Source organism: Corallococcus sp. CA049B (assembly GCF_003611685.1).
Taxonomy (GTDB): Bacteria; Myxococcota; Myxococcia; order Myxococcales; family Myxococcaceae; genus Corallococcus; species Corallococcus coralloides.
In genome coordinates this window covers 1-25,891 of sequence record NZ_RAWC01000032.1, presented here as the reverse complement: position 1 = coordinate 25,891, position 25,891 = coordinate 1, and the positions used below count along the sequence as shown (strand labels likewise).

General features: G+C 70.5%; 23 protein-coding genes. 15 read left to right on the top strand and 8 right to left on the bottom strand.

Annotated features, from left to right (window positions below):
• Positions 1-9: 9 nt before the first annotated feature.
• Positions 10-6,102 carry a methyltransferase domain-containing protein gene (locus D7W82_RS10270; protein WP_233587405.1) on the bottom strand — a complete coding sequence of 2,031 codons (6,093 nt, stop codon included), beginning with the start codon at positions 6,100-6,102 and terminating at the stop codon, positions 10-12.
• A gap of 128 nt (positions 6,103-6,230) precedes the next feature.
• Between D7W82_RS10270 and D7W82_RS10265 the strand changes: the two genes are divergently transcribed.
• The 3 genes from D7W82_RS10265 to D7W82_RS10255 all read left to right on the top strand — a co-directional run bounded on the left by D7W82_RS10265 (position 6,231) and on the right by D7W82_RS10255 (position 10,991).
• On the top strand, positions 6,231-7,016 hold the full coding sequence (locus D7W82_RS10265; RefSeq protein ID WP_120618166.1) for an IF-2 protein: 786 nt from the start codon (positions 6,231-6,233) through the stop codon (positions 7,014-7,016).
• A 543-nt stretch (positions 7,017-7,559) separates the two neighbouring features.
• Entirely contained in the window at positions 7,560-9,917 is a 2,358-nt protein-coding gene (locus D7W82_RS10260) for a ribonucleoside-diphosphate reductase subunit alpha (protein ID WP_199727722.1), read from the top strand.
• A gap of 63 nt (positions 9,918-9,980) precedes the next feature.
• Positions 9,981-10,991: a ribonucleotide-diphosphate reductase subunit beta gene (locus D7W82_RS10255; protein ID WP_120618164.1), complete on the top strand. Its 1,011-nt coding sequence runs from the start codon at positions 9,981-9,983 to the stop codon at positions 10,989-10,991.
• 78 nt (positions 10,992-11,069) lie between these two features.
• Here the strand turns inward: D7W82_RS10255 and aqpZ are convergent, their stop codons facing one another.
• From aqpZ to D7W82_RS10235, 4 genes are all read right to left on the bottom strand, one after another.
• A complete protein-coding gene (aqpZ, locus tag D7W82_RS10250) occupies positions 11,070-11,894 on the bottom strand; it encodes an aquaporin Z (protein WP_120618163.1) in 825 nt (274 codons plus the stop codon).
• Positions 11,895-12,057: 163 nt separating this feature from the next.
• The gene (gene hpt / locus D7W82_RS10245) at positions 12,058-12,594 is read right to left on the bottom strand and encodes a hypoxanthine phosphoribosyltransferase (RefSeq protein WP_120618162.1); all 537 of its coding nucleotides are present in this window, start codon (positions 12,592-12,594) and stop codon (positions 12,058-12,060) included.
• Positions 12,595-12,606: 12 nt separating this feature from the next.
• The gene (locus D7W82_RS10240) at positions 12,607-13,422 is read right to left on the bottom strand and encodes a uracil phosphoribosyltransferase (RefSeq protein WP_120618161.1); all 816 of its coding nucleotides are present in this window, start codon (positions 13,420-13,422) and stop codon (positions 12,607-12,609) included.
• A 41-nt stretch (positions 13,423-13,463) separates the two neighbouring features.
• Entirely contained in the window at positions 13,464-14,063 is a 600-nt protein-coding gene (locus tag D7W82_RS10235) for a thymidine kinase (protein WP_043321219.1), read from the bottom strand.
• A 195-nt stretch (positions 14,064-14,258) separates the two neighbouring features.
• Between D7W82_RS10235 and D7W82_RS10230 the strand changes: the two genes are divergently transcribed.
• The 12 genes from D7W82_RS10230 to dnaB all read left to right on the top strand — a co-directional run bounded on the left by D7W82_RS10230 (position 14,259) and on the right by dnaB (position 24,090).
• On the top strand, positions 14,259-14,630 hold the full coding sequence (locus D7W82_RS10230; protein ID WP_120618160.1) for a DUF5658 family protein: 372 nt from the start codon (positions 14,259-14,261) through the stop codon (positions 14,628-14,630).
• 116 nt (positions 14,631-14,746) lie between these two features.
• The gene (gene spoVG / locus D7W82_RS10225) at positions 14,747-15,046 is read left to right on the top strand and encodes a septation regulator SpoVG (RefSeq protein ID WP_120564020.1); all 300 of its coding nucleotides are present in this window, start codon (positions 14,747-14,749) and stop codon (positions 15,044-15,046) included.
• Between the two features lie 41 nt (positions 15,047-15,087).
• A complete protein-coding gene (locus D7W82_RS10220; protein WP_120618159.1) occupies positions 15,088-16,041 on the top strand; it encodes a ribose-phosphate pyrophosphokinase in 954 nt (317 codons plus the stop codon).
• Between the two features lie 204 nt (positions 16,042-16,245).
• Positions 16,246-16,932, top strand: coding sequence for a 50S ribosomal protein L25/general stress protein Ctc (locus tag D7W82_RS10215; protein ID WP_120618158.1), 687 nt, complete (start codon positions 16,246-16,248; stop codon positions 16,930-16,932).
• 114 nt (positions 16,933-17,046) lie between these two features.
• On the top strand, positions 17,047-17,622 hold the full coding sequence (gene pth, locus D7W82_RS10210) for an aminoacyl-tRNA hydrolase (protein ID WP_120618157.1): 576 nt from the start codon (positions 17,047-17,049) through the stop codon (positions 17,620-17,622).
• Positions 17,623-17,897: 275 nt separating this feature from the next.
• Positions 17,898-18,374 (top strand): 30S ribosomal protein S6, encoded by a 477-nt coding sequence (rpsF, locus tag D7W82_RS10205; RefSeq protein ID WP_120618156.1) that lies wholly within the window; start codon positions 17,898-17,900, stop codon positions 18,372-18,374.
• A gap of 50 nt (positions 18,375-18,424) precedes the next feature.
• Positions 18,425-18,835 carry a 30S ribosomal protein S18 gene (gene rpsR / locus D7W82_RS10200; protein ID WP_120564015.1) on the top strand — a complete coding sequence of 137 codons (411 nt, stop codon included), beginning with the start codon at positions 18,425-18,427 and terminating at the stop codon, positions 18,833-18,835.
• A 30-nt stretch (positions 18,836-18,865) separates the two neighbouring features.
• Complete coding sequence (gene rplI / locus D7W82_RS10195; protein ID WP_120618155.1) at positions 18,866-19,309, top strand: 50S ribosomal protein L9; 444 nt, start codon at positions 18,866-18,868, stop codon at positions 19,307-19,309.
• Positions 19,310-19,505: 196 nt separating this feature from the next.
• On the top strand, positions 19,506-20,663 hold the full coding sequence (locus D7W82_RS10190; RefSeq protein ID WP_120618154.1) for an acyltransferase: 1,158 nt from the start codon (positions 19,506-19,508) through the stop codon (positions 20,661-20,663).
• Positions 20,660-21,775 carry a sensor histidine kinase gene (locus D7W82_RS10185; protein ID WP_120618153.1) on the top strand — a complete coding sequence of 372 codons (1,116 nt, stop codon included), beginning with the start codon at positions 20,660-20,662 and terminating at the stop codon, positions 21,773-21,775. Before D7W82_RS10190 ends, D7W82_RS10185 begins: the two co-directional genes overlap by 4 nt.
• Positions 21,772-22,686 (top strand): LytTR family DNA-binding domain-containing protein, encoded by a 915-nt coding sequence (locus D7W82_RS10180; protein WP_233587404.1) that lies wholly within the window; start codon positions 21,772-21,774, stop codon positions 22,684-22,686. Before D7W82_RS10185 ends, D7W82_RS10180 begins: the two co-directional genes overlap by 4 nt.
• Positions 22,687-22,701: 15 nt before the next feature.
• Positions 22,702-24,090 carry a replicative DNA helicase gene (gene dnaB, locus D7W82_RS10175; RefSeq protein WP_120618152.1) on the top strand — a complete coding sequence of 463 codons (1,389 nt, stop codon included), beginning with the start codon at positions 22,702-22,704 and terminating at the stop codon, positions 24,088-24,090.
• Between the two features lie 10 nt (positions 24,091-24,100).
• Here dnaB and D7W82_RS10170 read toward each other — a convergent pair whose 3' ends face one another.
• From D7W82_RS10170 to D7W82_RS10160, 3 genes are all read right to left on the bottom strand, one after another.
• Positions 24,101-24,841: a bifunctional hydroxymethylpyrimidine kinase/phosphomethylpyrimidine kinase gene (locus D7W82_RS10170; RefSeq protein ID WP_120618151.1), complete on the bottom strand. Its 741-nt coding sequence runs from the start codon at positions 24,839-24,841 to the stop codon at positions 24,101-24,103.
• Positions 24,838-25,605, bottom strand: a complete 768-nt coding sequence (locus D7W82_RS10165; protein ID WP_120618150.1) for a gamma-glutamyl-gamma-aminobutyrate hydrolase family protein — start codon at positions 25,603-25,605, stop codon at positions 24,838-24,840. The genes D7W82_RS10170 and D7W82_RS10165 overlap by 4 nt, the downstream gene beginning before the upstream one ends.
• A gap of 17 nt (positions 25,606-25,622) precedes the next feature.
• On the bottom strand, positions 25,623-25,891 hold a 269-nt coding region (locus D7W82_RS10160), incomplete at its 5' end, for a thiamine phosphate synthase (protein ID WP_147439286.1).

Here is a 25,891-nt window from a genome sequence, read left to right as displayed (position 1 = left end):
CGCCCGCGTCTATTCGCGCTCGCCGACCTTCTTGGGCGGGGACGGAACGTCCAGGGCAGGCATGGCCAGGCGCGAGGAGCCAGGGGCGGCGGGGGCACTGCTGGCGCGGCGCAGCTCGACCAGTTCGGCCTCCCGGGCGGCGAGCTGGTCCTGCATCTTCTCCACGTGGGCCTGGAGGACCTCCATCTCCGCGGCCATCTCCAGCACGTCCTCCGGGGGCGCGGGGGTGGCGGACTTCGCCTCCTCCAGGGCCTGGACCAGGGTCTCGCGTTCGGTCTCCAGCGCTTCCAGCCGGGCCTGCTGTTCGCGGATCCGTGCGGAGAGCTGGTCGCGTTCCGCGCGCTCGGTGTCCAGGAGGCGCGCGGCATCCGCGGCGGCGGTCTCCAGGGAGTTGGTGCGGCCCTCCAGGCGGACGCGGGCGGCGCGGGCGACCGTCAGGTCCGACTGGAGGCGCTCGCGCTCGGAGTCCGCGCGGCGGGCATGGGCCTCGGCGTCGGCGGCGGCCTGGGTCAGGGCGGCGACGCGGGACTCCAGCGCGGCCTGCTCGGTCCGCGCGTTCTCGAGCGCCGTGGCGAGCCGGGCCTCCATGGCGGCGAGGGATTCGCGGGTCTGTTCAGCGGACTGGGCGAGGCGGGCTTCGAGTTCAGCCTGGTTCGTCCCGGCGTTCGCGAGGAGCTCGTTGAGGCGCGTCTCCAGTTCGGCCTTCTCCATGCCGGCTCGCGCGAGTGCTTCGTTGAGGCGAAGCTCCAGCGTGGCCTTGTCCGTGCCGGCGCTGGTGAGCGCTTCGGTCAGGCGCAGCTCCAGCTCGGCCTGCTCCGTGCCGGCCTGGGCGGTGGCTTCCGCGAGCCGGGCTTCCAGGTCGGTCCGCTCCCGCTCCGCGCGCGTGGTGAGGTCCGCGAGCTGTGCTTCCAGGGTGGCGGTGCGCTCGTTCCCGGTCTGGACGGTCTCCGTGAGCCGGGCCGCGTCCGCGCGCGCGGCATCCAGCTCCACGCGCAGGCTTTCCAGCGAGGACTCCAGGTTCGTGGCCTTGCCCGCGAAGCGGCGCGCGGTTTCGAGCTGCACCACGAGCACTTCCGCGTGCTCGCGTGTCGCGGCGAGCCGGTCGCTGGCGTCCACCAGCTCCGCCTCCAGCCGGCCGACCTGCTGGCTTCGCTCATGCAGCGCGACGTGCGCCCGTTGCAGCTCGGAGCCCAGGCGCATCAACTCCTGGTGAGCGGCACCCAAGCGGGCCGTCTCGGCGCGCAGGGCCGTCAGCTCCTGCTCCTTCAGCCCCAGCTGGGCGCGCAGCTCGTCCAGGTCCTGCTGCTGTCGCTCGGTCCGCGAGAGCGCGCCTTCCAGCTGCGCTTCCATGGAGACCCGCAGGGCGCTGGCCTCGCGCAGTTCCTGTTCGCGCGCGGTCAGGGACTCCGTGAGACGCGCGGCCCGGGCTTCGGACTCGCGTGCCGCGTCCTGCGACTGAGAACCCTCCGCGAGCCGGGACTCCGCCTGAGCGAGCGAATCCTCCAGCGCGCTGAGGTTCGAGGTCTCCGCGGCGAGCCGGAACTCGACTTCCGTCAGGGAGGCTTCCAGTCCGACACGGCGCGAAGTCTCGGAGGCGGCGCGCTGCTCCGCGTCCGCCAGCGCCTGCTCCAGGGTGGCGAGGCGGGCCTCCGCCTCCTTCAACGAAGCTTCCAGCTCGGAGCGGCGAGCGGACCCGGCGGCAATCGTGGACTCCGCCGTGGCGATGGACGCTTCCAGTTCGGAGCGCCGCGTGGACTCAGCGGTCCGCCGGGCCTCCGCGTCCGCCAGGGTCTGCTCCAGCGAAGCCAGGCGCGCGGCATCCGCGGCATGACGCGCCTTCGCGTCCGCGAGCGCCTGCTCCAGCTCGGCCCCCTGCGAGGACACGGCGGCGTGCCGGGACTCCGCCTCCGCCAGGGACTGCTCCAGCGTGGTCCCGCGCGCGGTCTCGGTCGCGAGGCGAGCCTCGGCCTCCGTGAGGGCCTGCTGCATCGCGTGGAGACGGGCGGCCTCTTCGGCGAAGCGGGACTCGGTGTCCGACAGCGACGCTTCCAGTTCGGTGCGGCGGGCTTCGGCCTCCGCGAGCCGGGCCTGGACAGCGGCCCGTGCCTGCTCCGCTTCGGCCAGGCGCTCGCGCTGAGCCACGGACTCCGCGCGCAAGGTCTCCAGCTCCGAGCGGAGCGCAGCCTCCTCCTTCGCGCGCGACTCGCGGTCGCGAGCCTCCTGCGTGCGCGCATCATCGAGCGAGGACAGCGCCTCGGCCTCGGACCGCCGCGCGTCGGTGAGCTCCGAGCGCAGCTCGCGCACCGTCGCCTCCAGGGCCGCCTGCGCTTGCTTCGCCTCTTCCAGCTCCCGGGCGTAACCACGCGCCTCGTCCGCCGACGCCGCGTGCGACTGCCGCAGCTCCAGCAACGCGGCTTCGTTCGCGCGCTGCGCTTCGGCGAAGGAGGCCTGGACCTCCGAAAGGGTCTGGCGCGTCTGCTCGAAGGCGGCCTCGGTGGACAGCCGCGCGGCACGCGCCGCCGACAGGTCCGTCTCGAGCTGCGCCCGAGCCTCCTGCGCCGAAACCCGCGAGGCTTCAGCCCGGGCACGCTCCTCCTCCAGCGCCGCGGTGGAGTCCTGCTGGAGCTGGGCGAACGACGCCTCCAACCGGGCCCGCTGCGCGCGCTCATCCTCCAGGACCGTGCGCGCCACGCCCAGCGCGGCATCCAGCCGCAGCCGGTCCGCTTCCAGTGCGCTCTGCGCCTCGTTCCACGAAGACTCGGAACCCTCCAGCTTGGAGCGCAGGGCCCGCTCCGCGTCGAGCGACTCCTGGAGGTTCGCGAGCGCCACCTGTGCGCGGGCCTGCTGCTCACGCTCCGACAGCAACTGCGCCTGCGTATCGGCGAGCAACGCCTCCCAGCGAGCCGCGCGCTCCTGCTCGTTGCTCAGCGATTCGCGAGCCGCGTCGAGTTCCGCCTGCGCCGAGGCCCGGGCCTTCTGCTCCCGAGCGAGGTCCTCCTGGATGAGCGCCGCCAGGGCTTCCGAGTCGGTCAGCTCCTGCCGCAGCGAGCGGAGCGTTGCCTCCAGCTCCGTGTTGCGCGCCTCGGCGGTCTCGCGCGCCTGGTTCGACTCCGCGAGCCGGGCCCCGTGTTCCCACACCTCACGGGCCAGGGTGTCCCGGGCTTCGGAACGGACCTGTTCGACCGCGGCCTCGAGGTCCTCCGCGGCACGAGCCTCCGCCGCCGCGAGCCGGGCCTCCGCCTCGGCGCGCACGTTGGCGAGCACCTGCTCCGTCTGGCCGCTCGACTCGGCGCGGGCGTCGGCGAGCGCGGTGGCCGCGCGGGCTTCGACTTCGGCACGCACCTCCGCGAGCATCCGCGCCGCGCGGACCTCGGCTTCCTCCAACTGGCGGACGCGCTCGGCCTCGGACTCGGCGCGGGCTTCGGCCAGCGCCTGGGCCCGTTCGGCATCCGCCTCGGCACGCGCTTCCGCGAGGGCCTGCGCCGTCCGTACCTCGACATCCGCCAGTTGCCGGCTCCGCTGGGCCGAGGCCGTGGCACGGACCTCGGTGAGCGCCTGCTCGCGTCGGTCCTCCGCTTCCGCCAGGGCCGCGGCCCGTTCAGCAGCGGCGTCCGCGAGCGCCTTCGCCACCCGAGCATCCGCGTCGGCCCGCGCTTCGGCCAGGGCCCGCTCGACACGGGCATCCGCATCGGCCCGAGCCGCATCCAGCGCCTGAGCCGCGTCCGCAGCCGCACGCGCAACTCGGGCGTCCACATCGGCCCGAGCCGCATCCAGCGCCTGAGCCGCGTCCGCAGCCGCGCGCTCGACACGCGCATCCGCATCGGCCTGAGCAGCCTTCAGCGCCTGAGCCGCGTCCGCGACCGCGCGCTCGACACGCGCATCCGCATCGGCCTGAGCAGCCTTCAGCGCCTGAGCCGCCTCACGCGCATCCGCCAGCGCGCGCTCGACCCGGGTATCCGAGTCGGACCGGTTCGCCTCCAGCGCCTGAGCCGCGTCGCGCGCATCCGCCAGCGCACGCTCGACACGGGCATCCGCGTCGGACCGGGCCTCCTCCAGCGACTGAGCGAGCCGCGCCGCCGCGTCGGACCGGGCCTCCTCCAGCGACTGAGCGAGCCGGGCCTCCGCCTGCTCACGGGCCTCCGTCAGCGCGAGCTCCGTGAAAGCCCGTTCGTCCTCCAGCGCCTTCGCGAGCCGCGCCTCCTCCTGCTCGCGAGCCTCCGCCAGCGCGCGTTCCTGCCGCGAATCCGCGTCGGCATGCGCGGCGGCCAGCGCGTTCGTCACCCGCTCGTCGGCCTCGGCGCGAGCCTGGGCCAGCGCCTCCTCAAGCCGTGCCTGCGCCTGGCCCCGCTCCGCGTCGATGGCCTGGACGAGCGCGGCCTCCACGCGGACGCGCTCCGTCTCCGCCGCCGCCAGCCGCTGCCCCGCCACATGCTGCGCGGACTCGACCCGCTTCTGCTCCGCCTCCAGCGACTCCAGGCGCAGCCTGGCCGCGTGAAGCTCTTCCTCCAACCGCGCCGCCAGCGCCCGGGCCGCCGACTCCGACTGCGCGCGGCCCTCCAGCTCCTGCCGCAGCCGGCCTTCCGCCTCACGAGCAGCAGTGAGCTCCGTCTCCAGCCCACGCTGCAACGCCTCGCGCTCCGCGAGCCGCGCCTCCGCGTCCTTGCGCGCCCCTTCGGCGGAGTGCATCCGCTGCTGGGCCTCGGCGAGCTCCCGGCGCGCGCGCGCCAGCTCCGCATCCTTCACCGGCACCGCGTCGCCCGCCGTCCGCGCCGACTCCTGCGCGCGCGCCAGCTCCGCCTTCAGGTGCTCCACCGCCGCGAGCGCCGTCGAATACTGCTCCGCGATGCGCAGCTCCCGCTCGCGAGCCGCCTCCGCCTGACGGCGCTTGTCCTCCGCCCCGTCCTGCGCGCGCTCCGCCGCCAGCCGGTCCCGCTCCCGGTCGATGCGCAGCGAGCCCAGTTCGTCCTGCAGCGCGCGCAGCTCCGTGTACGCCTGAGTCAGCCGCTCGCGAGACTCGTCCAGCGTCGCCGCCGTCTCCTCGCGCCGCGCCCGCTCCAGCCGCAGCGTCTCCTGCGCGGCCAGCACCTGCACACCCGCGTCCGCCTGCGCGCGCTGCGCCGCCTCCACCTCCAGGCGCTGCGCCGTCAGCCGCCGGTCCGCGTCCGCGATCCGCTCCGTCGCGACCTGCAACTCCAGCTCACGGCGCCGCAGCCGGCTGCTCAGGTCGTCCCGCTCGCGCGCGGACTCCACCGTGCCCCGAGCCTGCTCCAACTGCGCGGTCAGCCGCGCCATGTCCTGCCGGGCGCCCTCCAGCGCCGGCTTGAGCGACACGACCTCCGCCTCGCGGTCTCCAATCTCCGCGCGGAGCTTCGACACCGCTTCCTTCAGCCGCCCTGCCCGCTCCTCCCACGTCTTCGCCCGGGCCGCGACCTCGTCCAGCTTGCCGCGCGTGAAGGCCAGCGGCTCCGGAGGCAGCTGCACCCACGTGGGGTCCACCACCCGCGCCGGCTCCAGGCCCGCCATCACCACGAAGTACGCCGCCTCGCTGTGCCGCACGAGCGAGCCGTCCACCTGCAGCCCCTCGCCCCGCTCGAACGCGAGCTGGTAGCCCAGCACCGGCGACTGCGTGGCCACCTCCACATGGGGGAAGTGCGCCGTCAGCGCGTCCAGCAGCTGCCCGTACGTGGGCGGCACCGTCTCTTCCGGCTCCAGCAACTGCGGCAGCGCCAGCCCCGCGATGTTGCGCAGGCCGCCCATCAGGAAGCCCTGCCGGGCCACCAGCCGCGCCAGCTCCGCCAAGAGCTCCGGCGCGCGCACGTAGGGCGCCAGGTCCGTCACCAGGACCAGGTCGAAGCTCCCCGCCTCCAGGTCGTCATAGACGTTGGCGCGGTAGCGCACCTGCGGGTGCGCATGGGCCTTCTGCGCCGCCTCCACCGCGGCCACGTCCGCGTCGCACGCCACCACGGTGCGCGCGCCCCGCTCCACCAGGAAGCGCGCGCTCTCGCCGCCCGTGGAGGCCACGGCGTCGACCTCCAGCACGCGACGGCGCGCGAACAGGCTCTCAGCGAAGATGTAGCGGGGCAGCAGTTCGCTGGGCCCCATGCGACGAAAGGTGGGTTGCAAATGATGTTCCCGAGGGGGCGAGAACTGTAGCGTTGGAGTCCCAGAAGACCCAATTTCAGGGCCAGACACCCACGGGCCCATGCCCGTCCGACCGGAGAGCAGGCGACATGACCACCCATTCACCGCAGGGATTCGGCTACCGGGCCCGCCGCACCTTCACCCGGCTCGTCGTCTTCCTCGTCATCCTGGGCCTGGGTGGCGGCGTCGTCTTCCTCCTGGGCCAGCTCAACGCCCGCACCTTCACCGTCGTGCAGGAGAGCGGCGAGCTGGTGGTGATGAAGGGCCGCGCCCTGCCCACCGGGGCCGCCGCCTACCGCCCCGGGGACCCGCGCCTCGCGGACGCCTACGCCCCCCTCCCCCTGGAGGGCCAGGACGTCACCCTGCTGACGCAGCAGAAGTTCACCGACCGGGACGACCTGGACCGCGCCCTCTTCCCCCTCCTGGAGACCCTGGCCCGCCCGCGCATCGCGTCCGGCGAGCCCGCCAAGGTGGAGCGCGGCCTCTATTACCTGCGCCGCGCGGAGAAGCTCTCCGGCATCACGGAGGAGCAGCACCGCAGCCTCCAGTCCATGCTCACCGACGTCGCCTTCTACCAGGCGCGCCAGAAGCTGGAGGACGCCCGCCGCCTCGTGTCCGAAGGGCTGGCCCAGCTCAAGCTCGCCGCGGAGACGGAGAACCGCCACGCCCGCGCCGCCAACCAGATGCTCACCACCGTGGGCCCCACCGCCCGCGACCTGGAGGACGCCCTGCGCCGCGCCGTCCACAGCGAGAGCGCCCCGAACAACACCCCTGTAGCACCGGCGCCCCGGCAGCCCGCCCCGTCACCCGCCGGTGACGCGTCTGGAACGCCTCCGTCAGCCGCCCCAACCTCCGACGCGGGCCCCCAGCCCTGATCTCCAGGGGTTGGGTGACCCCATGAAAAAGACGGTCCCGAAGGGGCTTTTCCAGCTCTGTAAATGTCGTGCGGAAGACGGCCGGAACCGTGTCGGTGAGTGATCATAGATTGCAATGATCGATCCGACCCTGGCGGCAGGTTTACACAGGATCTAGCGTTGACACACCGGGTGACCCCCCATAGCTTGGGTTCGCCCGAGCGGTGACCCCCAAGTCCGGGGGCTCGCTCCCGGAACCCGGAGGCTGGTGTGGTTTTCTTGATCGACACACACACCTGCCCCACAATTCGCTACATGTCGGGCCGCTGTCGCCAGGCCCCCGGGTCCTGATCGGAAGTCAGTTCCTCCCTGCCATCACCGGAGCCTTCACCCACGGGGTCAGTCCGCCCTGGTGGCTCCGCATTGCCTTGTCCTGGAAGTGAGACGCCCGTGACCGTCCAGACGCCCTTCAAGCCGAACGCCGTCGCCTCGCCGCCCCCCGACTCCGCCGCCGTGGCGCCCGCCACGCAGGCCCCGTCGGCTCCCGGCGACTTCACCACCACCATGCGGGTGAAGAAGCGCAACGGCACGGCGGAGCCGGTGGACCTCAACAAGATCGTCCGGGCGGTGGGCAAGTCGTGCGTGGGCCTGTCGCGCGTGGACGTGATGCGCGTGGCCACCAAGACCATCAGCGGCCTGTATGACGGCGCCACCACGCGGGAGCTGGACAGCCTGTCCATCCAGACCGCCGCGGCGCTCATCGTGGAGGAGCCCGAGTACGCCCGGCTCTCCGCGCGCCTGCTCTCCACCTTCATCCAGAAGGAGGTCAGCAACCAGGACATCCAGTCCTTCAGCCAGTCCGTCGCCGCCGGCCACAAGCACGGCCTCATCGCGGACCGCCTGCTCACCTTCGTCCAGGCCAACGCGCGCAAGCTCAACGCCGCCATCGACCCGGTCCGCAACGACCTGTTCGAGTACTTCGGCCTGCGCACCGTCTACGACCGCTACCTGCTCAAGAACCCGCAGACGCGCGAAGTGATTGAGACGCCGCAGGACTTCTTCCTGCGCGTGGCCTGCGCCCTGTCCGGCGACAACGCGCGCGAGGCCATCGAGCTCTACCGCCTGTTCAGCTCGCTGGAGTACCTGCCGTCCTCCCCCACCCTGTTCAACTCCGGCACGCGCCACGAGCAGCTCTCCAGCTGCTTCCTGCTGGACTCGCCGGCGGATGAGCTGGACGCCATCTACAAGAAGTACTCGGACATCGCGATGCTGTCGAAGTTCTCCGGCGGCATCGGCGTGGCGTACCACCGCGTGCGCGCGCGCGGTTCGCTGATCAAGTCCACCAACGGCCACTCCAACGGCATCGTCCCGTGGCTCAAGACGCTGGACGCGTCCGTGGCGGCGGTGAACCAGGGCGGCAAGCGCAAGGGCGCGTGCTGCGTGTACCTGGAGACGTGGCACGCGGACATCGAGGACTTCCTCGAGCTGCGCGACAACACCGGTGACGAGGCCCGCCGCGCGCACAACCTCAACCTGGCCAACTGGGTGCCGGACCTCTTCATGCGCCGCGTGGAGGCCGACCAGGAGTGGAGCCTCTTCGACCCGAAGACGACGCCGCACCTCACCGACCTCTTCGGCGACGCCTTCGACAAGGCCTACGTGGCGGCGGAAGCGCAGGGCCAGGCCGTGCGCAAGGTGAAGGCGCGCGACCTGTACGCGCGGATGATGAAGGTGCTGGCCCAGACGGGCAACGGCTGGATGACCTTCAAGGACATCTCCAACCGCAAGAGCAACCAGACGGGCCAGCCGGGCAACGTCATCCACCTGTCCAACCTGTGCACCGAAATCCTGGAGGTCACGAGCCAGGGTGAGACGGCGGTGTGCAACCTGGGCTCGCTCAACCTGAGCCGCATGGTGAAGGACGGGAAGTTCGACTTCGACCAACTGCGCTCCAACGCGATGCTCGCGCTCAAGCAGTTGGACCGCGTCATCGACCTCAACTACTACCCCATCCCCACCGCCGCGGACTCCAACCGCCGCTGGCGCCCGGTGGGCCTGGGCCTGATGGGCCTCCAGGACGTCTTCTTCCAGCTGCGCCTGCCCTTCGACTCCGTGGAGGCGCGCAACCTGTCCAAGAAGATTTCCGAGGAGATCTACTACGCGGCGCTCGTGACGTCCTCCGACCTGGCCGAGCAGTTCGGCGCGCACCCGTCCTTCCCGGAGACGCGCGCGGCCAAGGGCGAGCTCCAGTTCGACAGCTGGGGCATCGTCCCGGAGGACACGCTGCGCTGGGACGCGCTGCGCTCGCGCATCATGAAGGTGGGCCTGCGCAACTCGCTGATGATCGCCATCGCGCCCACGGCCACCATCGCGTCCATCGCCGGCTGCTACGAGTGCATCGAGCCGCAGGTGTCCAACCTCTTCAAGCGCGAGACGCTGTCCGGTGACTTCCTCCAGGTGAACCGCTACCTGGTGCGCGACCTGCAGCAGCTGGGCCTCTGGAACGAGAACACCCGCAACCGCATCAAGCTGGCCGAAGGCAGCGTGCAGGACCTCACGGAGCTGCCGGAGGAGCTGCGCGCCATCTACCGCACCGCGTGGGAGCTCCCCATGCGCGCGCTCCTGGACATGGGCGCGGACCGCGGCGCCTTCATCGACCAGAGCCAGTCGCTCAACCTCTTCGTGGAGACGCCCAACATCGGGAAGCTGTCCTCGATGTACTTCTACGCGTGGCAGAAGGGGCTCAAGACCACGTATTACATGCGCTCGCGCCCGGCGACCCGCATCGCCAAGACCACCGTGGGCCAGGGCGGCCCGACGATGACGGCCGCCCCCACGCCCGCGCCGCAGGTGGTGACCGCGGAGGCGGAAGCGGTGGCGTGCTCGCTGGAGAACCCCGAGGCGTGCGAGGCCTGCCAGTAGTCCTCTGGCGGTCCCCCACCCTGCTGTCCCCTGTCGTCGTGTGAGTAAGGGAGTGCCGAAGCAATGCTGCTCGATCCGGGAATGAACCTGACGCTGCGCCCCATGGCGTATCCCGTCTTCTTCGAGATGTACCGCAACGCCATCAAGAACACCTGGACGGTGGAGGAGATCGACTTCTCCACGGACCTGGTGGACCTGCGCTCGAAGATGACGGACGCGGAGCGTCACCTCATCCACCGGCTGGTGGCCTTCTTCGCCACGGGCGACTCCATCGTCGGCAACAACCTGGTGCTCAACCTCTACAAGCACCTGAACGCGCCCGAAGCGCGCATGTACCTGTCGCGCCAGCTCTACGAAGAGGCCCTGCACGTCCAGTTCTACCTGACGCTGCTGGACACCTACGTGCCGGACCCGGCGGAGCGCGCCAAGGCCTTCGCGGCGGTGGACAACATCCCGTCCATCCAGCGCAAGGCGCGCTTCTGCATGAAGTGGATGGACAGCATCCAGGCGGTGGATCAGGTCCGCTCCAAGTCGGACCGCCGCCAGTTCCTCTTGAACCTCATCTGCTTCGCGGGCTGCATTGAAGGCCTCTTCTTCTTCGCGGCCTTCGCCTACGTGTACTTCCTGCGCAGCAAGGGGCTGCTCAACGGCCTGGCCGCGGGCACCAACTGGGTGTTCCGCGACGAGTCCGCCCACATGGCCTTCGCCTTCGAGGCCATCCAGACGGCGCGCAAGGAGGAGCCGGACCTCTTCGACGCGGGCCTGGAGAAGGACGTCGTGCAGATGATGCGCGACGCGGTGGAGTGCGAGACTCAGTTCGCCCAGGACCTGCTGAGCGGCGGCGTGATGGGCCTGTCGGTGCAGGAGATGCGCGGCTACCTGGAGTACGTGGCCGACCAGCGCCTCCAGATGCTGGGCATGGCCCCCATCTTCCACACCAAGAACCCGCTGCACTTCATGGACCTGCAGGACGTGCAGGAGCTCACCAACTTCTTCGAGCGCCGCGTGTCGTCTTACCAGGTCGCCGTGGGCGTGGGCGCCGCCAACGACGTCGTCTTCGACGCCGCCTTCTAGGCCCCCTCCCCTGCTCCACACACCCAGGCCGTGCCCCGCGACAGCAGCGAGGCACGGCCTTCGTGCGTTCAACACGCTTCAGACAGGGCGCTCCACGTCGCGCTGTCCCACCACGCGCTCCCGGCGCTCCTCGTCCGTCGCCTGCTCCGCGCGCGCGGCGGTAATCTGCACCGCCGGGCGGTTCACCAGCCGGTACACCGCGGACGCGAAGGCCGCTCCCAACAGCGGCGCGATGATGAACAGCCACAGCTGGCGCAGGGCGTCCCCTCCGGCGAAGAGCGCCGAGCCCAGGCTGCGCGCCGGGTTCACCGACGTGTTGGTGACGGGGATGCCCACCAGGTGGATGAGCGTCAGCACCAGGCCAATGGCCACGCCCGCGAAGCCCACCGGCGCGCGCGAGTCCGTGGCCCCCAGCACCGTCAGCACCAGCAGGAACGTGAGCGCCACCTCCGTGAGGAAGGCCGCCCCGCCGCCATAGCCCTCCGGCGACGCCGCCCCGTACCCGTTGCTGCCCAGCCCCTCCGCGCCCGCGGAGTAGCCGCCCGGCGCGCCCTTCGCGATGAGCAGCACCACGAACGCCGCGAGGATGGCGCCCACGCACTGCGCGATGACGTAGCCAGCCACGTGACGCTTGTCGAACTTGCCCGCCATCAGCAGGCCCACCGTCACCGCCGGGTTCACGTGGCAGCCGGAGATGGGGCCCACCGTGTAGACCATGGCCAGGAGCGACAGCCCGAAGGCGAAGGCCACGCCCAGAAAGCCGATGCGGTCGCCCGCCAGCACCGCCGCCCCGACGCCGCCGAGCACCAGCACGAACGTGCCGACGGCCTCCGCCAGGTACTTCTGCATCGCGTCGCCATTCGAGGGGGCCGCCCGGGCGGCCCTCACGTTCCTGTCTCGCATGTCCAAGCCTCCTCAGGTGTCCTGAAGGAGAGGCTGCGCATGCGTGCGCCCCTCGACGCACGAAGGCCCTGCACACGGCCGCTGTGCGGCGCATGGACAGGGCCCTCGCAGTCCCGAGGCCCCCGCCCCGGAGGGAGGGGCACCCGGGCCCATCAGGTGTTGCTCAGGCGTGCTTCCAGATGCCGATGAACGGCAGGTTCCGGTACTTCTCGCCGTAGTCCAGGCCGTACCCGACGACGAACTTGTCGTCGATGACGAAGCCCTTGTAGTCGATGTCCACCTTCGTCTTGGCCCGCGCGGGCTTCTCCAGGAGCGAGCAGATCTTCACCGACGCCGGGTGGCGCGCCCGCAGGTTCTCCAGCAGGAAGCTCATGGTGAGCCCCGTGTCGATGATGTCCTCGATGATGAGCAGGTGCTTGCCCGCCATCGGCTTGGACACGTCCGTGGTGATGCGCACCTCGCCCGTGGACTCCGTGCCGCCGTGGTAGCTGGCCACGCCCAGGAACTCCACCGTCAGCGGCAGGTCAATGGCCCGCGCCAGGTCGATGGCGAAGAACGCGGAGCCCTTGAGCACGCAGATGAGCGTCAGCTCCTTGCCCTGGTAGTCGCGGGTAATCTGCGCGCCCAGCTCCTTCACGCGCGCCTGCACGGCCTCCTCGGAGATGAGGACGCCGACATCCTTCTCGTGGAACGTCGTCACCGGGTGCTCCCTCTACACGTAGGCGTTGTTCATGATCTCCCCGAAGCCGCCGCCGCCGGGGACGATGTACTGCCGGTCATCCAGCCCCCGCTCCTTCTCCCAGAGCAGGCCCGGCGCGGTGCCGAACACCTCCGGCGGGGACAGGCCGCGGTCCAGACGGAGCGCGTAGATGATGACGTCCGGGTGCTCCGTCGTCATCCGGCGCAGGTACTCCGGCGTGACGATGAGGTTGAGCGTGATGATGCGCCGGGCCTTCCCGGGCACCCTCGTCTTGTACAGCTGGATGGCCGTGGCCAGGCTGCCGCCCGTGGCCCCCATGGGGTCCGGGAACAGCACGAACGCGTCATCCACGTCCCCGCCAATCTTCGCGCCGCCAATCTCCGAACCCACCACCGCCTGGGCCGCGTCAATCATCCGGCTCATGATGATGTGGTCCTGGCGCACCAGGGACGGGTCCACCGTGAAGTTGAGCAGGTCGTACGTCACCTGCGACGGCAGCGTGCCCGCCCGCGCGATGTTCACCGTCACCACGCGCAGCTGCGGGTCCACGACCTCCCCCTGGTAGATGCCCAGGGGCGTGGAGTCGATCATGCGGGTGGGAATGGTGACCATCTTGCGCGGGAACTCCGCGTTGATGACCGTCTTCACCAGGTCCGCGTAGAGCTGCTCCACCAGCCGGTTGATCTGCGGCTGCAGCGTGCCCTTGGCGCACAGTGTGGCCAGCTGGGAGAGGAGAAACGGATTACCCACCAGGTGGACGTTGGGCCCATAGTGGTGGGCCATCTCGTTCAACTTGAAGGGCACGTTCGCGTAGAGGGTGTCGCGCATCGGATGGGGCTCCCGCGCCGGGAAGAGGCGGCTGGCGGCTTTCAGTCGAACAGCTTCAGCGTCTGCGGAGGGCTCGCCTCCGCGGGTTCCGCCACGTGACACTTGCGGCAGCGCGGCTCGTAGGCACCCGCCGCGCCCACCACCACCCGCTCCTCGCTGCCAATGATGCGCTGCGAACGGTTGGCCGGGTTCCCGCACACCGCGCAGATGGCCAGCTCCTTCGTCACGTACTCCGCCACCGCCATCAGCTGCGGCATCGGCTCGAAGGGGCGCCCCTGGTAGTCCTGGTCCAGGCCCGCGCAGATGACGCGCATGCCCCGTTGGGCGAGTGCCTCGCACACCTGCACCACCTCTCCGCCCAGGAACTGCACCTCGTCAATGCCCACCACCTGCGTGTCGGGGGACAGGTGCCGGAAAATTTCTTCAGCCCTTTCGATGGGCAGGGACGTCAATTTCAACTGGCTGTGGCTGACCACCTGCGTGTCGTCGTAGCGGGTGTCGATGCGCGGCTTGAACACGCGCACCTTCTGCCGGCCGTACAGCGCGCGCTTGACGCGGCGGATCAACTCCTCCGTCTTACCGGAGAACATGGATCCGCAGATGACCTCTATCCACCCGATATCTTTGGGGAATTGATGCAATGGACGCTCGTCGGGGTGTGGCTGGGCGGGGGCAATCTCCGCGACCCACCCCTTCCCGTCAATTTCGTTTCCAGCCCGGCAAGCCCGCACCTCCGCCGCCTGCCCGGCTGCTTCCCATGAAGTCCCGGAAGCCCTGGCAAGGGATTTGAATAGCCCTGGACCCAGGGAGCAGGACGGGAACCTTGGGGGTGGGGCGTGGCGGCGACGGCGAACGAGGTGCAGGCGGGGAGTTGGGCGCAGCAGGCTTCTTTCTACACGTCACCGGCGTCGGTGGCGCTGCTCATGCTGAACCTGCTGGACGGGCTGTTCACCCTGCTCTTCCTGCAGCTGGGGGTGGCGGAGGAGCTCAACCCGGTGATGCGCGTGGCGTACGAGCAGTCACCGCTGCTCTTCATGTTCTCCAAGCTGCTCATCGTGAACGCGGGCCTGTGCCTCCTGTGCCTGCACCGCCGGCTCAAGGCCAGCCGCATCGCCATCCGCGTGGGCGCCGTCGTCTACGCCATCATCGTGGTCTACCACCTGGCCTTCCTCACCCACCTGGTGAGTCACTGGCCCTTCGGGGCATGACGGCTAGCGGAGCAGTGAACGGTCCCCGGCGCGACAGGTAGGGGGTGCTTGCTTTTCACCTTCAGTCTGTCCCAGGCTTCCCCGTAGCTCCGGCCTTCCAGGTTCGGGGGGGGACCATGAACATCACCGACGTCCGGGTGTTTCCGGTCGAAGAGGACAAGCTCAAGGCGTACGTCACCATCACCCTGGATCACTGCTTCGTCGTGCGCGACCTGAAGGTGATCCACGGCTCCACCGGGCTCTTCATCGCCATGCCCGCGAAAAAACGGAAGGACGGGACCTACAAGGACATCGCCCATCCGTTGAACGCGGACACGCGAAGCCAGATGGAGCGCGTCATCCTGATTGAGTACGAGAAACACCTTCACCAGGCGCAGAGCGGGACGCTCGGTCCCGTGGCGGCTGAACTCGACTAACGAACTTCCCTTCGGGGCGCTCACGGGTTAGTCAGCGCCCCATGCAGCCGTCGCGTGACTTCAAGGTGTTCGCCGGGAACTCCAACCCGGCGTTGGCGCAGCGCATCTGCGAGTACCTCCAGCGTCCCCTGGGCACGGCGACGGTGGACACGTTCTCCGACGGGGAGATCCACGTCGAGATCGGCGAGAACGTGCGCGGACAGGACGTGTTCATCGTCCAGTCCACGTGCCCGCCGACGAACCATCACCTGATGGAGCTGTTGATCATGTGCGACGCCCTCAAGCGGGCGAGCGCCGGCTCCATCACCGCCGTGATGCCATACTACGGCTACGCGCGGCAGGACCGGAAGGTGGCGGCCCGCACGCCCATCACCGCCAAGCTGGTGGCGGACATGCTGGAGGTCGCGGGCGTCAACCGGGTGGTGTCCATGGACATGCACGCCGGGCAGATCCAGGGCTTCTTCAACATGCCCTCGGATCACCTCTACGGCTCGCCGGTGTTCCTGGAGGACATCCGCAAGCGCTTCCCGGAGTCGAGCGAGCTGGTCATCGTCAGCCCGGACGCCGGCGGCGTGGAGCGCGCGCGCGCCTACTCCAAGCGGCTGAACACGGGGCTGGCCATCATCGACAAGCGCCGCCCGCGCCCCAACGCCTCCGAGGTGATGAACCTCATTGGCGACGTGAAGGGCAAGGACGCCATCCTGGTGGACGACATGGTGGACACCGCGGGCACGCTCGCCCAGGCGGCCCTCGCGCTGAAGGACAAGGGCGCGCGCCGGGTGCTCGCGTACGCGGTGCACCCCATCCTGTCCGGCCCCGCCATCCAGCGCATCACCGACTCAGTCCTGGAAGAGGTCGTCTTCACGGACACGGTGCCGCTCGCGGCCAACGCCAAGGCCTGCCCGAAGATCCGCGCCCTGCAGACGGACGCCCTCTTCGGGGAAGCCATCGCGCGCATCCACCGCGCGGACTCGCTGAGCTCGCTGTTCGTCTGAAGTCCGTCCGGGCTCGAGGGCCGCCTGGAAGCCGGGCGGCTTGACGAAGGACCCCGGGGGCTGGCATGTCCGGCCCCCTGCACCGGTTCCATGGGCCTTCAAACGGCCCGGGCGCCGTCTTCGGGGCCCACCATGGGGGTGGGATGCCGAGGGCGCCCAGACGCCGGTGAACACCGCGGTACCCCACCGAAAAGAGAGATTTCCATGGCCACCGACAAGAGCACCCTCGAAGCGCAGGCCCGTGAAGGTTCCGGCAAGGGCATTGCCCGCCGCCTGCGCGCGTCCGGCCAGGTTCCCGCCGTCGTCTACGGCAAGCACCTGAAGGCGCCGCTGCACATCTCCGTGGACCCGAAGGCCATCCGCACGGCCATCAACACCCCGCACAAGCTGAACACGCTCATCCAGCTGAAGCTGGCGGGCAATGATCAGCAGGTCCTCCTGAAGGACTACCAGATGGATCCGCTGACCCGCGACATCCTGCACGCGGACTTCATCGCCGTGACGGAGAAGGAGCAGGTCAAGGTGAACCTCCCCGTCGTGCTGACCGGCAAGGCCGTGGGCGTGGCGGACGGCGGTCTGCTCACGCAGGTGCGCCGCAACCTGGAGGTCTGGGCGCTCCCCGGCGCCATCCCGCTCCAGATTGAAGTGGACGTCACCAACCTGAAGATCGCGGAAGCCCTCCACGTGAACGACGTGAAGCTCCCCGAGGGCGTGTCCGTGAAGACGCACGTCAACTACACCATCGCGGTCCTCTCCGCGCCGGAAGCGGCGGAGGCGGCTCCGGCGGCGGCCGCGGCGGCTGCTGCCCCGGCGGCGGGCAAGGCGGACGCGAAGGCGGGCGACGCGAAGGCCCCCGCGGCGGCCGCGGCCAAGGCCCCGGCGAAGAAGTAGTCCTCTTCCGCCGTTCGGTGTCTCTTCGCGGGGCGGGCCTCTTCCAGGGCCTGCCCCGCTGTCTTTTTCCGGGGGTGGGCCCCCTCAAGCCCCCACCCTCCTTGGGAGCCTTCCATGAAGCTCATCTGCGGGCTGGGCAACCCCGGGCGCGAGTACGAGCGCCACCGCCACAACGTCGGGTTCATGGTGGTGGACGCGCTCCTGTCGCGCGCCCGCGCGGAGCTCACCCAGGACAAGTTCCAGGCGCGGGTGGGCCAGGGAAGCCTGGGCGGCGAGCGCATCCTCTTCGTGGAGCCGCAGACGTTCATGAACCTGTCCGGCCGCTCCGTGGCGGAGGCCGCGCGCTTCTACAAGGTCGCGGTGCAGGACGTGCTCGTGGTGCACGACGAGTTGGACCTGCCCTTCGGGCGGCTGCAGCTCAAGGCGGGCGGCGGCGCGGGCGGGCACAACGGGCTCAAGAGCATGGTGCAGTGCCTGGGCGAGGACGCCTTCATCCGCGTGCGCGTGGGCATTGGCAAGCCGGAGGGGCCCAACGCCAAGGAGCGCGTGGCGGGCTACGTCCTGTCCAACTTCGACGACGGCGAGCGCCGCCAGCTGGAGGAGCTCATCGGCAGGGCGGCGGACATGGCGGAGAGCTGGGTGCGCGACGGGCTCTCCACGGCGATGAACCGCCACAACCGCAAGGCCTGAAGCGCCAGGATGGCCGCCTGCCATCCCCTCCTCCTCTTGGCCGGGCTTGACTTTCCGGGAGGGGTCCTCTTAGAAGCCCCTTCCCCCGGAGTGCGTCCCACGCTGTCCGGTGGATGTTCTTTCAAAGCTTCCCGTGTTCACGCACGGGCCAAGGCGCGACGGTGACGGGCGCGCGAGAGGATTTCCCGTCCCCGGTGGTGGCCTTCGAGGGCCTCCGGCCGTTTCCCCGCTCCCCGGATGGTCCGGGGGGCACTCGACCCCAAGGGGAGAGAAACATGGCAGAGACGCAGGCCGCCAAGCGGCTTCGTGAGTACGAGACCATCTTCCTGGTCAAGCCGGACGTGACCGACGACAACGTGGACAAGCTGAAGGAGCGCGTCCGCGGCATCGTTTCGCGTGAGGGCGGCAAGGTCCTCCGCTTCACGGTGTGGGGGAAGAAGAAGACCCTGTTCCCCGTGGCCAAGCAGCCCCGCGCCATCTACGTCCACACGAGCTTCCTGGGTGACGGCAAGCTGGTGGCGGAGATCGAGCGCAACCTGCGCAACATCGACGACGTGACGCGCTACATCTCCGTGAAGATCGCGGACGAGGTGGATCCCGAGTCGCGTCCGGTGCTCGAGGACCTCAAGCTGGCCGGCGACGTCGAGGAGGCCCGTCCGGGCGCCCCCGCCGAGCGCGAGGGTGGCTTCCGCGGCGAGACGCCTGAGTTCGCGGGTGGCGATTCGGAAGAGGAGCCTGCGGAGGAGGCTTAAGCCTCCTCTGACGGGACCTTCCCCCAACCTTCCAGGAAACGAGAACATTCATGAGCAACGGCATGGATAGCAAGCAGGGCGCGGGCGCTTCCCGCGGCCCCGGTGGCGGTGGCGGTGGCGGCTACGGCGGCGGTTCGCGCGGTGGCGACCGTGGTGGTGATCGCGGCGGTGACCGCGACCGTGGTGGTGATCGCGGCGACCGCGGCGGCATGGGCGGCGACGACGACAAGCGCGGTGGCCGCGGCTTCGGCCGCAAGAAGGTCTGCCGGTTCTGCGCGGAGAAGAACGCGTCGGTGGACTTCAAGGACCAGGCGACGCTGAAGTACTTCGTCACCGAGCGCGGCAAGATCATCCCCCGCCGCATCTCCGGCAACTGCGCGAAGCACCAGCGTGAGGTGGCGGTGGCCATCAAGCGCGCCCGCGGCATCGCGCTCCTCCCCTACAACGCGGTGGTCGGCTAGTCGCCGGTCCGCAACACAGGAGACAGGAACATGAAGGTCATTCTGCGTGAGGACATCGACAACCTCGGCAAGTCCGGCGAGCTCGTCACGGTGAAGGACGGCTTCGGCCGTAACTTCCTGCTGCCGCGCAAGAAGGCGGTCCTGGCGAGCGAGCAGAACCTGCGTCAGCTGGAGCACGAGAAGGCCGTGCACACTGCGCGCAACGCCAAGCTGAAGGGCGCTGCCGACGAGCAGGCCAAGAAGCTGGGCGCCGTCAAGGTCACCATCAAGCGCAAGGTGGGCGAGCAGGACAAGCTGTTCGGCTCCGTCACGGTGCTGGACATCGCCGAGGCGCTCGCGACCCAGGGACAGCAGGTGGATCGCCGCCAGCTGCACCTGGCCGAGCCCATCAAGTCGCTGGGCAGCTACGAAGTGGAGCTCCGCCTGCACCGCGAGGTGACGGCGAAGATCAAGGTCGACGTGGTGGCCGAGTAGTCCACCGCTTCACCTGAAGCGCTCCATCGCTTCAAAGGGAAGGGCCGTCCGGGCAACCGGGCGGCCCTTTTCGCGTCTCCGGGGTGGAGGCCGTCCGGCTCGCGCCGCGGGCGGTCCGTTTCACGGCATCCGCGTGGAGCCAGGAGCGCAAGCGTGGGTACTTCAGCGGCGGACACCGTCAGGAGGTCCCCAGCGCATGAGCGCCCCACTCCGCCCCGCCGCCGTGCACCACCCCGACCTGGACTGGCTCCGGGTGCTGGCCATCGTGGTGCTGCACCTGTTCCACACCGGGATGATGTTCAACACCTGGGACTGGCACATCAAGAGCCCCCAGGCGCTGCCGGCGCTGGAGCCCGTGATGGGAGTGCTGCACCTGGTGCGCATGCCGCTGTTGATGGTCATCTCCGGCGCGGGCACCGCGTTCGCGCTCCGGCGGCGCTCCTTGAGGGCGTTCACGAAGGACCGGACGAAGCGGCTGTTGCTGCCGCTGGTGTTTGGCATGTTCGTGGTGGTGCCGCCGCAGATCTACGTGGAGCGGCTGTTCCAGGGCCGCGTCCAGGGGAGCTACGCCGCGTTCTACCCGACGGTGTTCGACTTCGTGCCCTACCCCGCGGGCAGCTTCAGCTGGCACCATCTGTGGTTCGTGGCCTACCTGTTCGTCTACTGCCTCATGGCCCTGCCCCTCTTCGCGGCGCTGCGCACGCAGGCCGGGGGGCGGTTCCTCGCGTGGGCGGACGCGTGGCTGTCGCGAGGGGTGAACGTGCTGTGGCTCGGGGTGCCGCTGGCGCTCAACCGGGTGCTCTTGCGCGACTTCCCGGAGACGCACGCGCTGCTGGATGATCCGCGCACCTTCGTCCACTACGGCCTGCTGTTCCTCTACGGGCACCTCTTGGGACGCTGCCCGGGCGTGTGGGGCCGGCTGGTGGCGCTGCGTCACGGGCTCCTGGCCGTGGCCCTGGCGGCGCTCGTGGTGGAGCTGGTGTGGCCGTGGCCGGTGATGCCGGTGGTGCCCGCCATCGTGGGGGGCACGGTGCTCATCTGGAGCGGACTGCTGACGGCGATGGCCTTCGCGCGGCACCACGTGCGCACGGCCCCCGCGTGGCTAACGCACGCGCAGGCACTGTCGTATCCGTTCTACATCTTCCACCAGACGGTCATCGTCTGCGTGGGATACCTGTGCCTGCGCCTGCCGGTGGGTCCCTGGGCCATGCTCCTCGCGGTGCTCACGCTGTCCTTCGCCGTCACGCTGGCCTTGTGTGAAGGCGTGTCCCGCGTGTCGTGGCTGCGGCCGCTCTTCGGCATGAAGCCCCGGGCCGCGCGTCCGGCGGTGCTCACCCCGGAGGCCGTGGGGTGAGCGCCTGGGCGGAGGTTCCCTCCACGCGGTGGCGCTGGCCCCGGTTGCGGTCGCGCCCGGCGCTGAAGGTCCTGGCGTTCGGGTTGGTCCTGGGCGTGTGGCAGGGCAGCGCGGTGCGGCTGATGCAGCTCATGCGGCCGCATCCGGGCCATTGGGCACCCGCGTTCATCTGGGAGGTGACCAGCGCGATCGCCGTCACGCTGCTGCTCCCCGTCCTGATGACGGCGGTGCTCAACGCGCCGTCGCCCCGCGTGGGCTGGGCGCGCTTCCTGGGCATCCACGCGGCGGCGTTCATGGTCTTCACGTCGCTGCACATCGCGCTGATGGCGGGGCTGCGGCACGGCGTCTACGCGCTGCTGGAGCTGGGGGACTACGACCTGGGGCCCCCCGTGTACGCGCTCCCCATGGAGGCGCAGAAGGACCTCATCACCTACGGCCTGGGCTGCGCGGTCATCGCGCTCCTGCACGAGTGGCGGGAGCGGCAGGCCCGCGCGCTGCGCTCGGCGGAGCTGGAGGGCGAGCTGAGGGCCGCGCAGCTCCAGTCCCTCACGGGCCAGCTGCACCCGCACTTCCTCTTCAACGCGCTGCACACCATCGGGTCGGTGATGTACGAGGACCTGCCGCGCACGGACCGGCTCCTGAGCGACCTGGGCCAGCTCCTACGCGCGAGCCTGGAGCGCACCGAGCCCACCTGGACGCTGGCCGAGGAACGCGGGCACACCGAGCGCTTCGTCGCCTTGCTCTCGGCGCGCTTCGGCGACCGGCTGGAGGTGCGCTGGGATGTGGCGCCGGGACTGGAGCCCCAGCGCGTGCCCTGCTTCGCGCTGCAGACGCTGGTGGAGAACGCGGTGAAGCACAACCAGGACCTGCGCGGCGCGCTGGAGGTGCGCATCCGCGCGCGAGCTGACGCCGACCGCTGGGCGCTGGAGGTGGAGGACACCGGACGCGGCTTCGGGGCGACCTCCCCTGCTTCCGGGCCCGGCGTGGGGCTGACGCAGTTGCAGCGCGTGCTCACCCTGCTCCACGGCGACCGTGCCCGGCTGGAGCGCGGCGCGGGACCGGAGGGCGGCGCGCGCGTGACGGTCTGGCTGCCCAGGGTGGAGGTCGCATGACGGTGTTCCGGGTGCTGGTGGTGGACGACGAGGCGCCCGCGCGCGCGAAGGTGAAGCGCCTGCTGGCGGACGACGCGCGCTTCACCTGCGTGGGGGAGGCCTCGGACGGGACGGAGGCGCTCGCGCGCATCGAAGCGCTGAGGCCGGACCTGGTGGTGCTGGACGTGCAGATGCCCGGCCTCACCGGCTTCGAGGTCCTGGAGACGCTCGGGCCGGACGCCTGCCCCGCCGTGGTCTTCTCCACCGCCTACGAGCGCTTCGCGCTCCAGGCCTTCGAGGCCCACGCGGCGGACTACCTCCTCAAGCCCTATGACGCCGGCCGCTTCACGCGGGCGCTCGACAAGGCCCATGCGCTGCTGAGCGCGGGCACGCACGGCTCCGCCGCGCTGGACGCCCTGCTCGCCACGGTGGCGAAGGCCCGCCCGGAGCGGCCCCTGGAGCGGCTGGTGGTGAAGGTGGGCGAGGGCTGGGTGCCCCTGCGCCTGGACACCGTGTGGCGCCTGTCGTCGGAGGACAAGTACGTGCGGCTCTTCACCGCCCAAGGCGAACACCTGGTGCGCCAGACGCTGCGGGCCCTGGAGGAGCGCCTGGACCCCACCCGCTTCGTGCGCGTGCACCGCGGCGACCTGGTGAACCTGGAGGCCGTGGCCCGCCTGGAGCCGTGGACGCATGGGGACGGCATCCTGGTGCTCAAGGACGGCTCCACGGTGATCCTCAGCCGCACCTTACCGGGAGGCCTTCCTCCAGCAGTGGGGCGCCGCCGAATAGGCCGACGCGCCGGGTCGGTTCACCCGGAGGCCGGGCGGAGCTCCTACGGCGGGTCGCGGCATCCCTCCCGGACCTACCGGGTGCTACAGGTCTGTTGCCTGGAAACTGGACGTCCGCTGGAACGTGTCAGACGCTGCCTGTAGAGGTTCCAAGCAGCCATGCAGAACGTCCTGGACGGTAGGGAAGGACGGCGGGTCCACGAGGATCTCGCCGCGGAGCGTGCGGTGCTGGGCGCCGTGCTGGCGGACAACGGGCTCATCACGCCCGTGGCGGAGGTCGTCCACGCGGACGACTTCGCCAGCCCTTCGCACGCGCAGATCTTCGCCGCGATGATGCGGCTGGATCAGCAGAGCAAGCAGGTGGACCACCTGACGCTCGCGGAGGAGCTCAAGGTCCTGGGCCAGCTCGTCGCGGTGGGCGGCCCCGCGTACCTGATGGGGCTGGACCAGGTGGTGCCGCTGGCGGCCAACGCCGTCCAGTACGCCCACATCGTCAAGGACCAGGCGCTGCGCCGGCGCCTGGCCAACGTGGGCCGGGAGATCCAGGACCTCGCCAGCCAGGAGACGGGCGAGCTGGAGGTCCTGCTCGACGAGGCCGAGCGCAAGGTCTTCCTCCTCGCGGAGAAGAAGCGCGAAGGCGACCTGCGTCCGGTCAGCGAGCTGATGGAGCAGACGCTCGACCTGCTGGACAAGATGAAGACCGCGGCGACGGGCGTGACGGGCCTGTCCACGGGCTACATCGACCTGGACAACCAGCTGACCGGCCTGCACGCCGGTGAGCTCATCATCCTCGCGGCGCGTCCCGGCGTGGGCAAGACGTCCTTCGCCATGAACATCGCGGTGCACGCGGCGCTGAAGGAGAACAAGGCCGTCGGCATCTTCAGCCTGGAAATGCCCGCGGATCAGCTGCTCATGCGTCTGCTCGCGTCCACCGCGCGCGTGGACATGAAGAAGCTGCGCGGCGGCCGGCTGTCCCCGCACGACGAGGAGAAGTTCCAGGAGATGGCGGGCGCGCTCTACAACGCGCCCATCTACATCGACGACTCCGGCGGCCTGTCCCCGTTCGACCTGCGCGCGAAGGCGCGGCGCGTGAAGCAGAAGGACCCGCGCCTGTCGCTGCTCGTCATCGACTACCTCCAGCTGATGCACCAGAAGGGCAAGGTGGAGAGCCGCCAGCTGGAAGTGGCGGAAATCTCCCGCGCGCTCAAGCAGCTGGCCAAGGAGCTGGAGGTGCCCATCATCGCGCTCAGCCAGCTCAGCCGTAAGGTGGAGGAGCGCAAGGGTGGCAAGCCCATGCTCTCCGACCTGCGTGAGTCCGGCTCCATCGAGCAGGACGCCGACGTGGTGATGTTCATCCACCGCGAGACGGAAGAAGAAGGCGGCGAGGGTGGCGGCGGAGGTGGCGGCGGCGGGGGTGGCGGACAGAGCAGCACGGTCATCCCCGTGGAGCTCATCGTCGCCAAGCAGCGAAACGGCCCCATCGGGTCCGTGGAGCTGGTGTTCCTCGCGGAGTACACGCGCTTCGAAAGCCGCGCCCGGAGCGAATAGCCTCCCGCGGTCAGTCCCGGCCGGTGCGCAGGTAGCCCGTGACGTGCTCACGGGCCGCCCGCACCGCGGCCTCCGGCCCCGTGCCCCGGCCCAGCTCCGCCGCCAGCGCGGACGCCAGCCGGCAGCCCGTGCCCCGGCGCTCCGGGGGCCGCTTCAACCGGCGCCCCCGCATCACCACCGTGCGCCCGGAATACGCCAGCACGTCCGCCAGCCCCTGCCCTTCCGGCAGGTGCCCGCCCTTCACCAGCACCGCGCCGAAGCCGCGCTGACACAGCGCCTCCGCCGCCTCCTGCGCGTCCTCCACCGTGCCCAGCGCGGGCCGGCCCAAGAGCCACGCGGCCTCCTCCAGGTTCGGCGTCACCAGCACGCGCGGGCCCGCGAGCGCCAGGTAGTGCCGGGGCGTCAGCCGTGACAGCACCTGCCCCCGGGAGGAGCGCACCACCGGGTCCACCACCCACCACGCGTCCGCGTCCTTGAGCGCCGCCCTCGCCGTGGCCAGCTGTGACGGCCCGGGCACCACGCCCCACTTCACCGCGTGCAGGGGGCCCCACTCGCGCGCGGCCGTCACCTGCGCGGCCAGCATGCGCGGGGACGCCGGCACCACCGCGAAGGTGTGCGAGCCCTGCGCCGTCTGGGCCGTGGGCACCGCCACCGCGTCGCCGCCCCGCGCCCGCACCGCGGCCACGTCCGCCAGGAGCCCGGCCCTGCCCGTGGGCTCCAGTCCCGCCAGGAGCAGGACGCGCGGCCTCACCGGCGGTGCTCTCGCGCCTTCTGCACCAGCGCCTTGTAGACGCCCAGGTGCACCGGGATGGTCCCCAGCATCAGCTCCGGGTGCCACTGCACGCCCAGCGCGAAGGTGTGCGCGGTGGACTCAATCGCCTCCACCACGCCGTCCGGCGACACCGCGCTCACCGTCACGTCCGTGCCCGGCTTGTTCACCGCCTGGTGGTGCGTGGAGTTCACCATCAGCTGCCCGTGCCCCACGGCCTCCGCCAGGAGCGTGCCGTTCTTCACCTCCACCGGGTGCTGCGGCTGGGTGCGGTCGTGCTTCTGCTCGTGGTCGCGCGCGCCCGGAACCTCTTTCAGGATGTCCTGGAACAGCGTGCCGCCCAGCACCACGGCGAGCAGCTGCATGCCCCCGCACACGCCCAGCACCGGCAGGTTGCGCTTGAGCGCGCCGCGGATGAGCTGCGCCTCGAAGGCCGTGCGGCCCTCCTTCAGCGGCCCCATGCCCTCGCGGGCCTCCTCGCCGTACGCGGACGGGGGGATGTCGAACGCGCCGCCCGTCACCACCAGCCCGGACACCCGCTCCAGGTAGGCGTCCACGCAGGACGGGTCGTCGGTGTACGGCAGCACGAAGGGCAGGCCCCCCGCGCGCAGCACCGCCTCCGCGTAGGGCACCTTCAACTCGTAGCGGGGGAAGGCGGAGTCGGCCGGCTGGACCCAGTCCGGGCTGAGGCCGATGTTGGGACGGCGCGGCGTCGTCCCGTGATGACGCGGAGGCGGATGGTTCATGGTGGGGGTACCGCCTCTTAGAGGCCAGTCCCCCGCGCGCTGTCAAACGCCGCCGCCAGCTGCCGCACCCGCTCGGCGATGTCCTGGGCGAGCAGGGCGTCGGACACCACCGCCGCGCCGTGCGCCCCGGTCGCCGCCACGCTCGCGATGTTGGACAGGCCCACCCCGCCAATGCCCACCACCGGCAGCGGGCTGTCCGCCACCACCCGCCGGAAGGCCTCCAGCCCCAGCACCGGCGCCGCCACCACCTTCGTCGTCGTGCCGAACAGCGGCCCCACGCCCACGT

What these genes read in the sequence shown, in the direction of transcription:
- D7W82_RS10240 (WP_120618161.1), bottom strand. Translation starts at nt 13,422, where the DNA reads ATGCGCGACACCCTCTACGCGAACGTGCCCTTCAAGTTGAACGAGATG.
- pth (WP_120618157.1), top strand. Translation starts at nt 17,047, where the DNA reads ATGAAGCTCATCTGCGGGCTGGGCAACCCCGGGCGCGAGTACGAGCGC.
- D7W82_RS10180 (WP_233587404.1), top strand. Translation starts at nt 21,772, where the DNA reads ATGACGGTGTTCCGGGTGCTGGTGGTGGACGACGAGGCGCCCGCGCGC.
- D7W82_RS10255 (WP_120618164.1), top strand. Translation starts at nt 9,981, where the DNA reads ATGCTGCTCGATCCGGGAATGAACCTGACGCTGCGCCCCATGGCGTAT.
- D7W82_RS10190 (WP_120618154.1), top strand. Translation starts at nt 19,506, where the DNA reads ATGAGCGCCCCACTCCGCCCCGCCGCCGTGCACCACCCCGACCTGGAC.
- rplI (WP_120618155.1), top strand. Translation starts at nt 18,866, where the DNA reads ATGAAGGTCATTCTGCGTGAGGACATCGACAACCTCGGCAAGTCCGGC.
- D7W82_RS10270 (WP_233587405.1), bottom strand. Translation starts at nt 6,102, where the DNA reads ATGGGGCCCAGCGAACTGCTGCCCCGCTACATCTTCGCTGAGAGCCTG.
- spoVG (WP_120564020.1), top strand. Translation starts at nt 14,747, where the DNA reads ATGAACATCACCGACGTCCGGGTGTTTCCGGTCGAAGAGGACAAGCTC.
- D7W82_RS10215 (WP_120618158.1), top strand. Translation starts at nt 16,246, where the DNA reads ATGGCCACCGACAAGAGCACCCTCGAAGCGCAGGCCCGTGAAGGTTCC.
- aqpZ (WP_120618163.1), bottom strand. Translation starts at nt 11,894, where the DNA reads ATGCGAGACAGGAACGTGAGGGCCGCCCGGGCGGCCCCCTCGAATGGC.
- D7W82_RS10260 (WP_199727722.1), top strand. Translation starts at nt 7,560, where the DNA reads ATGCGGGTGAAGAAGCGCAACGGCACGGCGGAGCCGGTGGACCTCAAC.
- D7W82_RS10220 (WP_120618159.1), top strand. Translation starts at nt 15,088, where the DNA reads ATGCAGCCGTCGCGTGACTTCAAGGTGTTCGCCGGGAACTCCAACCCG.
- D7W82_RS10265 (WP_120618166.1), top strand. Translation starts at nt 6,231, where the DNA reads ATGACCACCCATTCACCGCAGGGATTCGGCTACCGGGCCCGCCGCACC.
- rpsR (WP_120564015.1), top strand. Translation starts at nt 18,425, where the DNA reads ATGAGCAACGGCATGGATAGCAAGCAGGGCGCGGGCGCTTCCCGCGGC.
- dnaB (WP_120618152.1), top strand. Translation starts at nt 22,702, where the DNA reads ATGCAGAACGTCCTGGACGGTAGGGAAGGACGGCGGGTCCACGAGGAT.
- D7W82_RS10165 (WP_120618150.1), bottom strand. Translation starts at nt 25,605, where the DNA reads ATGAACCATCCGCCTCCGCGTCATCACGGGACGACGCCGCGCCGTCCC.
- rpsF (WP_120618156.1), top strand. Translation starts at nt 17,898, where the DNA reads ATGGCAGAGACGCAGGCCGCCAAGCGGCTTCGTGAGTACGAGACCATC.